Source organism: Erythrobacter westpacificensis (assembly GCF_039542285.1).
Lineage (GTDB): Bacteria > Pseudomonadota > Alphaproteobacteria > Sphingomonadales > Sphingomonadaceae > Alteraurantiacibacter > Alteraurantiacibacter westpacificensis.
In genome coordinates, this window is sequence record NZ_BAABHV010000021.1 from 109,336 (window position 1) to 122,793 (window position 13,458).

At 63.1% G+C, this 13,458-nt stretch carries 12 protein-coding genes and 1 tRNA gene; 6 read left to right on the forward strand and 7 right to left on the reverse strand.

The features are described from left to right. Positions 1–5 precede the first annotated feature (5 nt). The gene (gene yajC, locus ABFX23_RS13340; RefSeq protein WP_346033501.1) at positions 6–326 is read right to left on the reverse strand and encodes a preprotein translocase subunit YajC; all 321 of its coding nucleotides are present in this window, start codon (positions 324–326) and stop codon (positions 6–8) included. 176 nt (positions 327–502) lie between these two features. Between yajC and ABFX23_RS13345 the strand changes: the two genes are divergently transcribed. Next, positions 503–579: transfer RNA gene (locus ABFX23_RS13345), tRNA-Pro, on the forward strand. Between the two features lie 70 nt (positions 580–649). Here the strand turns inward: ABFX23_RS13345 and ABFX23_RS13350 are convergent. The 6 genes from ABFX23_RS13350 to ABFX23_RS13375 all read right to left on the reverse strand — a co-directional run bounded on the left by ABFX23_RS13350 (position 650) and on the right by ABFX23_RS13375 (position 8,512). Beyond that, a complete protein-coding gene (locus ABFX23_RS13350; RefSeq protein WP_346033502.1) occupies positions 650–880 on the reverse strand; it encodes a hypothetical protein in 231 nt (76 codons plus the stop codon). Further along, the gene (locus tag ABFX23_RS13355) at positions 850–1,383 is read right to left on the reverse strand and encodes a carbonic anhydrase (RefSeq protein WP_346033503.1); all 534 of its coding nucleotides are present in this window, start codon (positions 1,381–1,383) and stop codon (positions 850–852) included. The genes ABFX23_RS13350 and ABFX23_RS13355 overlap by 31 nt, the downstream gene beginning before the upstream one ends. 184 nt (positions 1,384–1,567) lie before the next feature. Then, on the reverse strand, positions 1,568–3,592 hold the full coding sequence (locus ABFX23_RS13360; RefSeq protein WP_346033504.1) for an ATP-binding protein: 2,025 nt from the start codon (positions 3,590–3,592) through the stop codon (positions 1,568–1,570). Next, positions 3,592–4,881: an O-acetylhomoserine aminocarboxypropyltransferase gene (locus ABFX23_RS13365; RefSeq protein WP_346033505.1), complete on the reverse strand. Its 1,290-nt coding sequence runs from the start codon at positions 4,879–4,881 to the stop codon at positions 3,592–3,594. Before ABFX23_RS13365 ends, ABFX23_RS13360 begins: the two co-directional genes overlap by 1 nt. 18 nt (positions 4,882–4,899) lie before the next feature. After that, entirely contained in the window at positions 4,900–7,146 is a 2,247-nt protein-coding gene (gene scpA / locus ABFX23_RS13370) for a methylmalonyl-CoA mutase (protein WP_346033506.1), read from the reverse strand. A 49-nt stretch (positions 7,147–7,195) separates the two neighbouring features. After that, positions 7,196–8,512, reverse strand: coding sequence for a cytochrome b/b6 domain-containing protein (locus tag ABFX23_RS13375; protein ID WP_346033507.1), 1,317 nt, complete (start codon positions 8,510–8,512; stop codon positions 7,196–7,198). A gap of 94 nt (positions 8,513–8,606) precedes the next feature. On the opposite strand from ABFX23_RS13375, the gene ABFX23_RS13380 reads away from it, so the two are divergent. From ABFX23_RS13380 to ABFX23_RS13400, 5 genes are all read left to right on the forward strand, one after another. Beyond that, complete coding sequence (locus ABFX23_RS13380; protein WP_346033508.1) at positions 8,607–9,020, forward strand: holin family protein; 414 nt, start codon at positions 8,607–8,609, stop codon at positions 9,018–9,020. A 71-nt stretch (positions 9,021–9,091) separates the two neighbouring features. Then, positions 9,092–9,526: a type II 3-dehydroquinate dehydratase gene (gene aroQ, locus ABFX23_RS13385; protein WP_346033509.1), complete on the forward strand. Its 435-nt coding sequence runs from the start codon at positions 9,092–9,094 to the stop codon at positions 9,524–9,526. A gap of 82 nt (positions 9,527–9,608) precedes the next feature. Further along, positions 9,609–10,112 carry an acetyl-CoA carboxylase biotin carboxyl carrier protein gene (gene accB / locus ABFX23_RS13390; RefSeq protein WP_346033510.1) on the forward strand — a complete coding sequence of 168 codons (504 nt, stop codon included), beginning with the start codon at positions 9,609–9,611 and terminating at the stop codon, positions 10,110–10,112. A 15-nt stretch (positions 10,113–10,127) separates the two neighbouring features. After that, positions 10,128–11,486 carry an acetyl-CoA carboxylase biotin carboxylase subunit gene (accC, locus tag ABFX23_RS13395; protein WP_346033511.1) on the forward strand — a complete coding sequence of 453 codons (1,359 nt, stop codon included), beginning with the start codon at positions 10,128–10,130 and terminating at the stop codon, positions 11,484–11,486. 28 nt (positions 11,487–11,514) lie between these two features. After that, entirely contained in the window at positions 11,515–13,446 is a 1,932-nt protein-coding gene (locus ABFX23_RS13400) for a S9 family peptidase (RefSeq protein WP_346033512.1), read from the forward strand. Positions 13,447–13,458 lie beyond the last annotated feature (12 nt).

Here is a 13,458-nt window from a genome sequence, read left to right on the forward strand (position 1 = left end):
AATGATTAGTCGTTTGCGGGCTTGCCGCCCGGCTGGATAATGTCGCCGATGGTGCTCTTCACCACCTTGATGCGCGTGCCCTGCGCGATCTCCACCTCGGCATAGGTATCGTCCACCTTGGTGATCTTCCCCACGATCCCGCCGGCGGTAACCACCTGGTCGTTCTTCTTCAGGGCCTCGACCTTCTGCTGGTGTTCTTTCGCGCGCTTCATCTGCGGACGGAAAAGCAGGAACCAGAAGATCAGGATCATGCCGACGATGGGCAGGAACTGCAGCCATCCCGGAGGGGCATCGCCGGCAGCAGCGGCGGAGAGAATATCAAGCATCAATCGAGGTCCATCCCGAACATTGGAAACACTAGAGTGGGGAGGCCGCAGCGGGGTTCAAGATGCGCCCCTCTCCGACACAATGGCCGCGCGCCTAGCAGCATTGGCAAATTGTGGCAATCGAGGTGGTTGCCATACCGCAAATGCCCAACTATAGGGCCGCTCTCCACTGGTCTCGGGAAGTAGCGCAGCCTGGTAGCGCATCACACTGGGGGTGTGGGGGTCGCAGGTTCGAATCCTGTCTTCCCGACCAGTGGACAACAAAAGGCCGGCAGCGTCGTCAACGACTCTGCCGGCCTTTGCTTTTTTGGCGTCTGGCAGGCTTACGCCGCGCCTTCGGGCAGATCGAAGAAATCCACCGCGCCTGTATCGAGGTGGTAATATGCGCCCACCACCCACAGATCGCCGGAGCGCTGCGGATCGAGCATGATCGGATCGGTCTGGCTGCGCAGTTGGTTGACCACGCGGCGCACGTTGGCGCGCACCGAGTTGTCGAGCAGGTCGCCCGGTTCGTCGCGAGCGCTCAGCACTGCGGGAATGATCGGCTCGACCATAGGCCGATGGAGCCGGGGAATGTCGCGTTTTCGGTCACCACCTTGGTGGCCGCGTCCACCGCGCCGCAACTCTCGTGCCCCATCACGACCACCAGCGGGGTTTTCAACTGGGCCACTGCATATTCGATGGAGCCCAGTGCCACGGTATCGACGGTGTTCCCGGCGTTGCGGATGATGAACAGCTCGCCCAGTCCCCGACCAAACAGCAATTCAGGCGGAACGCGGCTGTCCGAACAAGTGACATAAGCCGCAAAGGGCGACTGCCCGCGCGCAAGGTCCAACCGGCGCTGCGCGCTCGTAAGCACCCGTGTCTGCTCTCCGCGCAAGAACGCCGCGTTGCCTTCCCGAAGCAAATCGAGCGCCTGCTGCGGCGTCAGATCCGTGGCCAGCGGCGCCGGGGTCATGCCGCCGGCGCTATCCTGCGCCATGGCCGTATTGCCGCTCAAAACGGTGGCGGCACCAACGGCTCCCAGGCCGCCGATGAAATTTCTGCGTGTGGTCATTGAATACACTCCTCTTCTCATCAACCGATGCGATTGGAGGAGATCGGCTCCGTCGAACGGCATCGGTTGTCCGATGCGGTCCGACATCACGGGTGGCTTGCGCCGCCCGCCAGAGGGGCCCGGTATCCGCGTTGCATGTTTTACACTCTGTTGCGCATTTTCCAAGACTGGACGTAGGGCGGTATCATTCCAGTTCGAGGATAACCGCATCGACGACCAGCGTTTCGCCTTCCTGGGCGTTGATGCTGGCGACAGTGCCGCTCTTCTCGGCGCGCAGGATGTTTTCCATCTTCATGGCCTCCACCGTGGCGAGCGGCTGGCCGGTTTCCACCTGCTCGCCCTCGCCCACGTGCAGTTTCACCAGCAGGCCGGGCATCGGGCACAGCAGCATCTTCGACGTGTCGGGCGGCTGCTTCTCGATCATGTGGCTGGCGTGCTCGGCAAGACGCGCAGGAAGTGCGCGCACGGTGTAGGTGCGGCCATGCGTGTTGATGGCCCAGTTCGGCCGCTGGCGCGTGACGCTGAGGCCCAGCGTCGGACCGTCGGGCTGCGTGGCGGTGGCGGTGCGCTGGCCCGGCATCCAGTCGCAATGCCCTTCGACCTTGTGACCGTCGACCATCGCATGGCCCTCGCCCAGCGTGACGGTGTGCTCGAAGTCATCGACGCGCACGATCCAGGCGGGCGTGACCGGCAAGGGACCGTCCAGTTGCCCGCTGATCTGCCGCTGGCGCGCCTGGTGGGTGAGCTCGATACCCGCCCCGATCGCCGCGATCACGCGCAGCCGTTCCTCGGTCGTAGCCGCGCCGTCGAAGCCCTCGGGATATTCCTCGGCAATGAAGCCCGTGGTCAGTTCGCCCGAGCGGAACCGAGGGTGCTGCATCAAAGCGGAGAGGAAGTCGACATTGTGGCCTAGCCCTTCCAGTTCGACGGCGTCCAGCGCCGCGATCTGCAGGTCGGCGGCCTCGTCGCGGGTTTTCCCCCAGGTCACCAGCTTGGCGATCATCGGGTCATAGAAGATCGACACCTCGCCGCCTTCCTTGACGCCTGAGTCGAAGCGTACGCCCCCGCCGTTCTTCTGGGCAACACCGCGAAGGTCGCCCGCCCACGGCTCGACCGGTGTCGAATAGCGCACAAGCCGCCCGGTGCTGGGCAGGAAGCCGCGATAGGGGTCTTCGGCGTAGATGCGGTTCTCTATGGCCCAGCCGTCGATGCCGATATCGTCCTGCGTCATCGGCAGCTTCTCGCCCGCAGCCACGCGGATCATGTACTCGACAAGGTCGATGCCGGTGATCGCCTCGGTAACGGGATGCTCCACCTGCAGGCGGGTGTTCATCTCGAGGAAGTAGAAGCTCTCGCCGGTCGGGTCCGCACCGCTGACGATCAGTTCCACCGTGCCCGCGGAGTGATAGCCCACGGCCTTCGAAAGCGCGACTGCCTGCTCGCCCATCTTGCGGCGCATTTCGGGCGTGACGAAGGGAGACGGCGCTTCCTCCACCACCTTCTGGTGGCGGCGCTGGATCGAGCATTCGCGCTCGTTCAGGTAAAGCACCGTGCCGTGCTTGTCGCCCAGCACCTGGATCTCGATATGGCGCGGGTCCTCGATGAATTTCTCGATGAAGACGCGGTCGTCACCGAAGGAGTTCAGCCCCTCGCGCTTGGTCGCCTCGAACCCTTCCTCCACGTCCTTGTCGTTCCACGCAAGGCGCATGCCCTTGCCGCCGCCGCCCGCGCTGGCCTTCATCATTACCGGGTAGCCGATTTCCTTGGAGACCTTCAGCGCCTCCTCGGTGGTGTCGATGGCGTCCTCGGAGCCGGGCACGGTGTTGACGCCCGCTTCCTTGGCGAGCTTCTTGCTCTCGATCTTGTCGCCCATTGCGGCGATCGCCTTTGCGGGCGGGCCGATGAAGGCAATGCCTTCCGCCTCCAGCGCCTCAACGAAGCTGGCACGCTCGGAGAGGAAGCCATAGCCCGGATGCACCGCTTCGGCGCCCGTCTGCTTGCAGGCAGCGATGATCTTGTCGGCGAGCAGGTAGCTCTCGTTGGCAGGCGGCGGGCCGATGTGCACCGCCTCGTCCGCCATCTGCACGAAGGGCGCGCGCGCATCGGCATCGGAATAGACCGCCACGGTCTCGATACCCATGGCCTTCGCAGTCTTGATAACCCGGCACGCGATCTCGCCCCGGTTGGCGATGAGGATTTTCTTGAACATCAGATGTTGGCCAGGCCTTTCTCGAGATCGGCGATGATATCGTCGACATGCTCGATGCCGACAGAAATGCGAACCACGTCCGGGCCGGCGCCCGCCGCCACCAGCGCATCGCCTTCCAGCTGGCTGTGCGTCGTGCTGGCCGGGTGGATGATAAGCGAACGCGTGTCGCCGATGTTCGCGAGGTGGCTGAACAGTTCGACGCCCTGCACCAGCTTCACTCCCGCTTCGTAGCCGCCCTTTACGCCGAAGGTGAACACCGCCCCGCCCTTGCCGCCGAGGTATTTGTCGGCGAGCGGCTTGTACTTGTTATCGTCCAGCCCGGCGTAGCTGACCCAGTCGATCTTCTCGTGTGCCTGCAACCACTTGGCCACCGCCAGCGCGTTGTCGCAGTGCCGTTCCATCCGCAGGGCCAGCGTTTCCATGCCGGTCAGTGCCAGCCACGCGTTCTGCGGGGCCATCGCGGGGCCAAGATCGCGCAGGCCCAGCACGCGGCAGGCGATGATGAAGGCGATGGGGCCGATCGGCTCCAGCGCATCGACCAGCACCGCGCCGTGATAGGAGCCGTTCGGCTGGGTCAGGCTGGGGAACTTGTCGCCCTGCGCTTTCCAGTCGAACTTGCCGCTATCCACGATCACGCCGCCAATGGCATTGCCGTGGCCGTTCAGGAACTTGGTGGTGGAATGCGTCACGATATCCGCGCCGTGCTCGAACGGGCGGCAGAGCGCCGGACTGGCCATGGTGTTATCCACGATCAGCGGCACGCCGCCCTCGTGAGCGATATCGGCGATGGCCTGGATATCGGTGACGACGCCGCCCGGATTGGCGAGGCTTTCGATGAACACGCAGCGAGTCTTGTCGTCCATCGCCGCGCGAACGTTCTCGACATCGTCGGTATCGACAAAGCGGGTTTCCCAGCCGAACTTGCGGAAGCTCTCGCCCATCTGGTTGAGCGAGCCGCCGTAAAGCTTCTTCGCAGCCACGATGTTGCAGCCCGGCTCCATCAGCGTGTGGAAAGCGATCAACTGCGCTGCGTGGCCCGAAGCGACCCCTAGCGCCCCCACGCCGCCCTCGAGCGCGGCAATCTTCTGCTCCAGCGCATCATTGGTGGGATTCATGATGCGGCTGTAGATGTTGCCGAATTCTTTCAGCGCGAACAGGTTCGCCGCGTGTTCGGCATCGTTGAAGACGTAGCTCGCCGTCTGGTAGATCGGCGTGATCCGCGCATTGGTAGTCGGATCGGGCTGCTGCCCGGCGTGGATCGTAAGCGTTTCGATTCTTTTGTCGGTCATGTCCTCTCCCCTCGCGGCTTATTCGGCCGCCACCATTTCATCACCCGCAGGCGGCATGTTGTGGCCCAGCAGCCTTAGCAGGTCTGCAGCTGCTTCCACCACGTTAGTGCCGGGGCCATAGATGCCCTGCACGCCCGCTTTCTTCAGGAAGTCGTAGTCCGTCTGCGGGATCACGCCGCCTGCCACCACCTTGATATCGGCGCGGCCTGCATCCTTCAGGTGTTCGATCAGTTCGGGGATCAGCGTCTTGTGACCGGCCGCGAGCGATGATGCGCCCACGGCATCGACTTCGTTCTCCAGCGCCATCTTCGCCGTTTCCTCGGGCGTCTGGAAAAGCGGGCCGCTGATCACCTCGAACCCCATGTCGGCAAAGGCACTCGCGATCACGTTCGCCCCGCGATCGTGCCCGTCCTGGCCCATCTTGGCGACGAGGATACGAGGCTTGTGATCGAGGCGGCGGGCCACGGCCTCCACCCCTTCCACCACCTGCGCGTAACGTGCGTCTCCTTCGTAGGCGCTGGAATAGATGCCCTTCACCGGTGTGGGGATCGTGTCGTAGCGACCGAAGGCCTTCTCCATCGCGGCAGAGATTTCGCCCAGCGTCGCGTCTGCACGCGCAGCTTCCACGGCGAGTGCCAGCAGGTTCGTCTCGCTGTCGGCGGCCAGCTTCTCCAGCTGCGAGGGCGGCAGCGGCACGCCCTTTTCGTCGCGGCCATCCTTCAGCAGCGCCTCGTTCTCCACCCGGTTCACCCGCGCGCCGCGCGTAAGGTTGGCGAGCGCGACCTTCACCTGCTCCTCGTCGCGGTACTGCCGCACCTTCTCGATGCGGGCAACCTGCGATGCGCGGACCTTGTGGTTGTCGATATCGAGCGTATCGATCGGGTCTTCCTCGGCCTTGCGGTACTTGTTGACGCCGACGATCACCGTCTCGCCCTTGTCGACCTTGGCCTGCTTCTCGGCAGCGGCGGATTCGATGGCCGCCTTGGGCGCGCCACTGGCAACGTAGGCGGTCATGCCGCCAGCATCGTCCACCTCGGCCAGCAGTTCGCGGGCCTTGTCGGCGATCTCCTTCGTCAGAGCCTCGATATAGTAGCTGCCGCCCAGCGGATCGGCGACGTTGCAGATGCCCGTCTCCTCCTGGATCACCAGCTGCGTGTTGCGGGCGATGCGGGCGGAAAAGTCTGTCGGCAGCGCGATGGCCTCGTCCAGCGCATTGGTGTGCAGCGACTGCGTGCCGCCCAGCACGGCAGACAGCGCCTCCAGCGTGGTGCGGATGACGTTGTTGTAGGGGTCCTGCTCCTGCAACGACACGCCAGACGTCTGGCAATGCGTGCGCAGCATCTTGGACTTTGCGTTCTTCGCGCCAAGCTCGGTCATCACCTCGTGCCACAGCAGGCGCGCGGCGCGCATCTTGGCGATCTCCATGAAGAAGTTCATGCCGATGCCCCAGAAGAACGACAGGCGCGGCGCGAAGGCATCGATATCGAGGCCCGTTTCCATCGCGCGCTTGGCGTATTCCTTGCCGTCGGCAATGGTGAAAGCGAGTTCCTGCACCGCCGTCGCGCCCGCCTCGTGCATGTGATAGCCGCTGATCGAGATCGAGTTGAAGCGCGGCATGTGCTGGCTGGTGTAGGCGATGATGTCCGACACGATCCGCATCGAGGGCGCAGGCGGGTAGATGTAGGTGTTGCGGACCATGAACTCCTTCAGGATGTCGTTCTGGATGGTGCCGCTGAGCTTTTCCTGGCTCACGCCCTGCCGCTCTGCCGCCACGATGTAGAACGCCATCACCGGGATCACCGCCCCGTTCATGGTCATCGAGACGCTCATCTCGTCCAAGGGAATCTGGTCGAACAGGATTTCCATGTCACGCACGGTGTCGATGGCCACGCCCGCCTTGCCCACGTCGCCGCGGACGCGCGGGTGGTCCGAATCGTAGCCGCGATGCGTGGCAAGGTCGAAAGCGACCGACAGGCCTTTCTGACCCATCGCCAGGTTGCGACGGTAGAACGCGTTCGATTCCTCCGCTGTCGAGAAGCCCGCATACTGCCGGATCGTCCACGGGCGGCCCGTATACATGCTGGCATAGGGCCCGCGCGTGTAGGGGGCGAAGCCGGGCAGGCCTGGATCGATGCCTTCCGCGTCCTGCGCGGTGTACAGTGGCTGCACCGCAATGCCCTCCGGCGTGTGCCACGTCAGGTCACGGCCTTTGACTTCCTTGTCGGCCTTTGCTTGCCAGTCGGCTTTGGAAATATCGTCACTCATGAAACCAGTCTCATACAGACGCGGGGCGTTGTTTCAACGCAACGCGGCATCAAGAAGTTGCATCGAACGCGAAACTGACCTCGACAGCCCCTGCAAGACCTTCCGCGCTGGAGCCGGTACCGACCGAGAATGCGTTGCGATCGATGGTCGCGCTGCCCTGCACGGAACGGCGGTTGCCGCTGCCCTGAAGCGTGAAGGTGATACGCTGCGAACGACTGACACCCTTCAGGGACAAGGTGCCGTCAGCCTCGTAGCGATTGCCCGACACCCGGCGCACGGCCGTGCTGCGCCACACGGCCTGCGGGAATGACGCGGTATCGAAGAAATCGCCGCCGCGCAGCATGTTGTCCTGCGTCGCATCGCCGAGGGTCGCGCTGGCGAGGTCGACGCGGATGGTAATCTCCGCGCTTTGCGGTGCCTCGGGGTCCATCGCGATATCGCCGGACCAGTTGGCAAAACTGCCGTTCAGCGCCGCGCCCGAATTCGTCGCGGTGAATCGCAGCGAACCGCCTGGCTGGATGGCCCAGCTTGAGGGTTCTGCCGCCGCGGTCTCCGGTTCCGCCTCTGCCTCATCGACATCTTCCGTCGGCGTCGCCTCCTCTTCGACCGGAGTTTCGACTTCGCTCTCATCATCCTTCACGTCGCCAGACGCTTCCCCCACGACTCGGGCATCGGCCAGCGCCACTTCGGCCTGCTCCGGTCGGGTGGATTCCTCGGGCGCATCCCCGCCGACCGAAAACAGAGTGATCAGGCCCACGGCAACAATAGCGCCGCCCGCGCCCAGCGCCCGGCCCGCCTTGCCGTCGAACGTCATGCGCGCGAGCAAGTTATCGTTAAGCAGGAAATGATGGCGCAAGGCCCCTGCCACATGCAGCACGAACAGCGCCACACCGCCCCAGGCGAGCCATTCGTGCGCGTTCTTCGCCAAGTTGTTCAATCCCTCGCCCAGCGGCAGATGCGGCAGGGGCACCACGCCATACAGAATGGTGGGCACGTCCAGCGGATCGGTCGATACCAGTGCCCAGCCCGTCAGCGGCATGGCGATCATGAATACATAGAAACCCAAATGGACCGCGCCCGCGAGAACGCCGGTCGCGCCGCCCTCAAGTGAGGCAGGCCGGGGATGGGTCACGCGCCAGCCAAGGCGCACCAGACTGAGCGCGAGGATGGTGATGCCGATGCTCTTGTGCAGCTGGTATTCGGCAAAGCCGCTAGCGTCTTTCGGCATGGCAAAACCAAGCGCGATCTCTCCCGCAAGGAGCAAGGCAATCAACCAGTGCAAGATGATCGCACCGGTAGAATATCGTTCAACAGCCTGCACTACAGTCTCCCATCTTGGCCGTCGCACTGTTGCCGATCCGGGCATCGCGATCAATCCACCGCAAAAGGAAGTCCTTTCCTACGCAGTTCGGAAGGGAGCAGGCCCACCTGCGACTCAAACAGCCAACGGGATCAGACACATGGCCATACTCGAATCGCTCATCGGCCCCATCGCCTCTATCATCGACAAGGTGATCCCCGACAAGGAAGCGCGCGAGCGCGCCAAGATTGAACTCATCAAGCTCGAAGGCACGCATGAAATGCAGCAGATCGAGGCGCGCCTTTCCGCCATCGTGGCAGAGGCCAGTTCCAGCGACCCGTGGACAAGCCGCGCCCGGCCGAGCTTTCTTTACGTCATGTACATCCTGCTGCTTACCGCCCTGCCGATGGGCGTGCTTTCGGCTTTCTCCCCCATCACAGCTCGGGAGATCGCGCAGGGCATGAACGCCTATCTCGGCGGTCTGCCCGAACCGCTCTATGCGCTCTTCGGCACCGGCTATCTCGGCTACACCGCCGCCCGTCAGTGGGGCAAGGTGAAAGGCGTGGAGAACTAGACCGGCTTTCCTGCCGCTTTCGTGCAATCAGCCCTTGGCCCGTCCCCGTCCTAACGTTTAAGGGCTGATGCATGACTGATACCATTTACGTACTCAACGGACCGAACCTCAATCTTCTCGGCGTGCGCGAGCCCGACATCTACGGGGCCGAAACGCTGGACGATATCGCCTCCCGCCTCGAAGATCGCGCCAAGCCGCTGGGCATCGAGATCGACATGCGCCAGTCCAACCACGAAGGCCACCTGTGCGATTGGATGCAGGAAGCCCAGACCGAAGGCGCGAAGGCCATCATCCTGAATGCAGGCGCTCTCACCCACACTTCCCTGGCGATCTACGACACGATCAAGGGCATCAAGACCCCGGTGATCGAGGTTCATATCTCCAATCCCGCCGCGCGCGAGGCCTATCGCCACAAGAGCTACGTCGGCATGGCCGCACTCGGCTCCATCGCGGGCTTCGGCGCCTATGGATACGAGCTGGCGCTGGACGCCGCTTCCAAGCTTTAACAATTCTGTCAGACTTGCCTTGCGGCGCGACTAGGGTTAGCGCCGTGGCAATCCAGACAACGGTCGCAGAAACGGGGATTACATGCCTGAACGCAAGGGCGACGCCGCCCGCAAGGGTGGACTTAACGTAGACACCGCGCTGGTGCGCGAACTGGCCGATATCCTGGCCGAAACCGGCCTTACAGAGATCGAGGTGGAAGACGACGATCGCAAGATTCGCGTCTCGCGCGCGGCAGCCGCGGCTCCCGCAGTGGCCGCACCCGCGCCGGTATCTGTTGCGGCACCCGCCCCGGCTCCTGCGGAACAACCCGAACTTGGTGCAGCTTCGGCAGAAGCCGCTCCCGTCGACATGGCCAATGCCGTGAAATCGCCGATGGTGGGCACCGCTTACCTCGCGCCCGATCCCGGCTCGGCCAATTTTGTCAGCGTCGGCGACAGCGTGAAGAAGGGCGATACCCTGCTGATCGTGGAAGCCATGAAAGTGATGAACCCGATCACCGCGCCCAAGGATGGCACGGTGAAGGACATGATGATCGGCAACGGCGAACCGGTGGAATTCGACCAGCCGCTCGTCATCGTTGCATAAGAGGGACGCTGGGCAATGGGCATTTCCCGCATCCTGATCGCCAACCGGGGCGAAATCGCGCTTCGCATCCACCGCGCTGCGCACGAAATGGGTATCGAGACAGTTGCGGTGCACTCCACTGCCGATGCCGACGCCATGCATGTGCGGCTGGCCGACCATGCCGTGTGCATCGGTCCGCCTTCCGCAACCGAAAGCTACCTCAACCACGCCGCGATCATTTCCGCCGCCGAGATCACCGGGGCGGACGCAATCCACCCCGGCTATGGATTCCTCTCCGAAAATGCCAAGTTCGCCGATATCGTCGAAGCGCATGACATCGCGTGGATTGGCCCCAAGCCCGAACATATTCGGACGATGGGCGACAAGGTGCAGGCCAAGAAAACCGCCGGAGCCCTGGGTCTGCCGCTGGTTCCCGGCAGCGATGGTGCCGTCTCCGATTTCGACGAGATGCGGCGGGTTGCCAAGGAGATCGGCTATCCCGTGCTGGCCAAGGCTGCCGCCGGTGGCGGTGGCCGCGGCATGAAGGTCGTGCCGAGCGAGGACCAGCTCGAAGGTCTGGTGAAACAGGCCATGAACGAGGCGAAGGCCGCGTTCGGCGACGATACCATGTACCTCGAGAAGTACCTCGGCAATCCGCGTCACATCGAATTCCAGGTGTTCGGCGATGGACGCGGGAATGCCATCCATCTGGGAGAGCGCGACTGCAGCCTGCAGCGCCGCCACCAGAAAGTGTTCGAGGAAGCCCCCTCCCCCGTCATCACGCAGGAAGAGCGGATGCGCATGGGCGGCATCGTTGCCAATGCCATGGCCGAAATGGGCTACCGCGGTGCAGGCACGATCGAGTTCCTGTGGGAGAACGGCGAGTTCTACTTCATCGAGATGAACACCCGCCTTCAGGTGGAGCATCCCGTCACTGAAGCGATCACGGGTGTTGACCTCGTGCGAGAGCAGATTCGCATTGCCGACGGCAAGGATCTCTCGGTAAAACAGGAAGATATCGCTTTCACCGGCCACGCGATCGAATGTCGTATCAATGCCGAGGACCCGTTCACCTTCGCGCCCAGCCCCGGCAAGATCGACTATTACCACCAGGCCGGGGGCATGCATGTGCGCGTCGATAGCGGCCTGTATGCCGGGTACACGATACCGCCCTACTACGATTCCATGATCGCCAAGTTGATCGTTTACGGTCGCACACGTGAAGGCTGTCTCATGCGCCTGCGCCGTGCGCTTGAGGAGATGGTCATCTCCGGCGTGAAAACCTCGATTCCGCTACACCAGGAACTGGTAAAGCAGCCGGACGTCATCAGCGGCGACTACACCATCAAGTGGCTCGAGGAATGGCTGGCCGAACGAGAGGCCGCCGCCGAATAGAATTGCCCTGTAAACCGGAGTGCTACTCATGCGTTGGATTTCCATTCCGCTCGCCCTTTTCACGCTCTCCGGTCCTGCGCTGGCGCAAGACGATGCAGAACAGGCGGTGGAAAAACCCGCAGCCATCATGGCTGACGGAATTCCCGCGATCCCGCAGTCGCTGGCGGACGCGACGCGTCCCTATTTCGAATATCGTACCGCCGGTTTCAGCGGATGGAATGCGTCCGATCGCTCCATGATCGTGCAGACACGCTTCGCCGACACGGCGCAGGTCCACCGTGTCGCATCGCCGGGTGCCGCACGAATGCAGATGACCTTCGAAGAAGAACCTGTCGGCGGCGCCAGCTATTCCCCCGATGGCAGCGTCCTGCTGATATCCAAGGATATCGGCGGCAATGAATTCGACCAGATTTTCCGCTACGAGGACGGGCGTCTCGTACTGCTGACCGACGGCACGAGCCGCAATGGCCTTGGTGCCTGGAGCAACGACGGATCGCTCGTCAGTTTCAGTTCCACCCGGCGTAACGGGCGCGACACCGACCTTTACGTGATGGACCCGCGCGATCCCTCGACGACGCGGATGCTGGCGGAGCGGCAGGGCGGCGGCTGGTTCGCGGTTGATTTCACGCCGGACGACAGCGCCGTTCTGGTGATCAACTACATCTCCGTGCAGAACATGGAACTGTACCTGATCGACCTTGCCACCGGCGAAGAGACCCGCATCACCGATCCCGACAATCCGATTGCCTTCAGCGGGATGCAGTATGCGCCCGATGGCCGCCTCTGGGTCTCGACGGACCAGGGCTCGGATTTCAAACGACTGGGCACACTCGATCCCGTCACCGGCGCCTTCACGCCGGTGATCGAGGAGGAGTGGGACGTTGCCGGTTTCGACATTTCCGAGGACGGCAGCTTCATAGCCTACGAGGTGAATGCGGCAGGGCGCTCGCAGATGAAAATCTACAACGTGGCGAGCGGCGAGACGCGCACCGCCGATCTCCCGCCCGGCGTTATCGGCGGGTTTGAGATCGCGCCGTGGGGCGAGATCGGCTTTACCTTCAGCTCGAATCAGGCATCTTCCGATGCCTACAGCCTCGACCCCGAAACGCTCGAACTGACCCGCTGGACAACCAGCGAAACCGGCGGGCTCGATCCCACCGAGAATGTGCTGCCCGAATTGGTCGAGATAGAAAGTTTTGATGGAGAGCCGATGTCCGGCTTTCTCTACCGCCCAGACCCTGAGCGTTTCCCCGGCCCGCGCCCGCTGATCGTCGATATTCACGGCGGCCCCGAGGGCCAGTCGACCGCCAGCTTCCAGGGCCGCGCGAATTATCTCATTAACGAGTGGGGTGTGGCCATCTTCGAGCCGAACGTGCGCGGCTCCACCGGTTACGGAAAGCGCTTCGTCAGCCTCGACAACGGCCCATTCCAGCGCGAGGATTCGGTGCTGGATATCGGCGCTTTCCTTGACGTGCTGGAAGCAGACCCTGCCATCGATGAAGCCCGCATGATGGTGACCGGTGGCAGCTACGGCGGTTACATGTGCTACGCCAGCGCGCTACGCTACGGCGACCGTTTCGATGCGGCCGCCTGCGTGGTGGCTATCTCCAGCTTCGTCACTTTCCTGGAAAATACCGAGGATTACCGGCGCGATCTGCGCCGCGTTGAGTACGGTGACGAGCGCGATCCGGAGCAGCGCGCCAAGCTGATCGAGATCAGCCCGCTCACCCGGATCGACGAACTCGACATCCCGCTGCTGGTGGCAACAGGTGCCAACGATCCGCGTGTGCCCGCCTCGGAAGCCGACCAGGTTATCGAGGCCGTTCGGGCCAACGGGCGGGAAGCATGGCACTTTTTGGCCGAAAACGAAGGCCACGGCTTTGCGCGCAAGGAAAACGCCGATTACTATTACTGGACGTTCCTCACTTTCGTGCGCGAAAATCTTCTCGGCGAAGACTAAGCTAATCTAGAA

What these genes read in the sequence shown, in the direction of transcription:
- yajC (WP_346033501.1), bottom strand. Translation starts at nt 326, where the DNA reads ATGCTTGATATTCTCTCCGCCGCTGCTGCCGGCGATGCCCCTCCGGGA.
- ABFX23_RS13350 (WP_346033502.1), bottom strand. Translation starts at nt 880, where the DNA reads ATGGTCGAGCCGATCATTCCCGCAGTGCTGAGCGCTCGCGACGAACCG.
- ABFX23_RS13355 (WP_346033503.1), bottom strand. Translation starts at nt 1,383, where the DNA reads ATGACCACACGCAGAAATTTCATCGGCGGCCTGGGAGCCGTTGGTGCC.
- ABFX23_RS13360 (WP_346033504.1), bottom strand. Translation starts at nt 3,592, where the DNA reads ATGTTCAAGAAAATCCTCATCGCCAACCGGGGCGAGATCGCGTGCCGG.
- ABFX23_RS13365 (WP_346033505.1), bottom strand. Translation starts at nt 4,881, where the DNA reads ATGACCGACAAAAGAATCGAAACGCTTACGATCCACGCCGGGCAGCAG.
- scpA (WP_346033506.1), bottom strand. Translation starts at nt 7,146, where the DNA reads ATGAGTGACGATATTTCCAAAGCCGACTGGCAAGCAAAGGCCGACAAG.
- ABFX23_RS13375 (WP_346033507.1), bottom strand. Translation starts at nt 8,512, where the DNA reads ATGCCCGGATCGGCAACAGTGCGACGGCCAAGATGGGAGACTGTAGTG.
- ABFX23_RS13380 (WP_346033508.1), top strand. Translation starts at nt 8,607, where the DNA reads ATGGCCATACTCGAATCGCTCATCGGCCCCATCGCCTCTATCATCGAC.
- aroQ (WP_346033509.1), top strand. Translation starts at nt 9,092, where the DNA reads ATGACTGATACCATTTACGTACTCAACGGACCGAACCTCAATCTTCTC.
- accB (WP_346033510.1), top strand. Translation starts at nt 9,609, where the DNA reads ATGCCTGAACGCAAGGGCGACGCCGCCCGCAAGGGTGGACTTAACGTA.
- accC (WP_346033511.1), top strand. Translation starts at nt 10,128, where the DNA reads ATGGGCATTTCCCGCATCCTGATCGCCAACCGGGGCGAAATCGCGCTT.
- ABFX23_RS13400 (WP_346033512.1), top strand. Translation starts at nt 11,515, where the DNA reads ATGCGTTGGATTTCCATTCCGCTCGCCCTTTTCACGCTCTCCGGTCCT.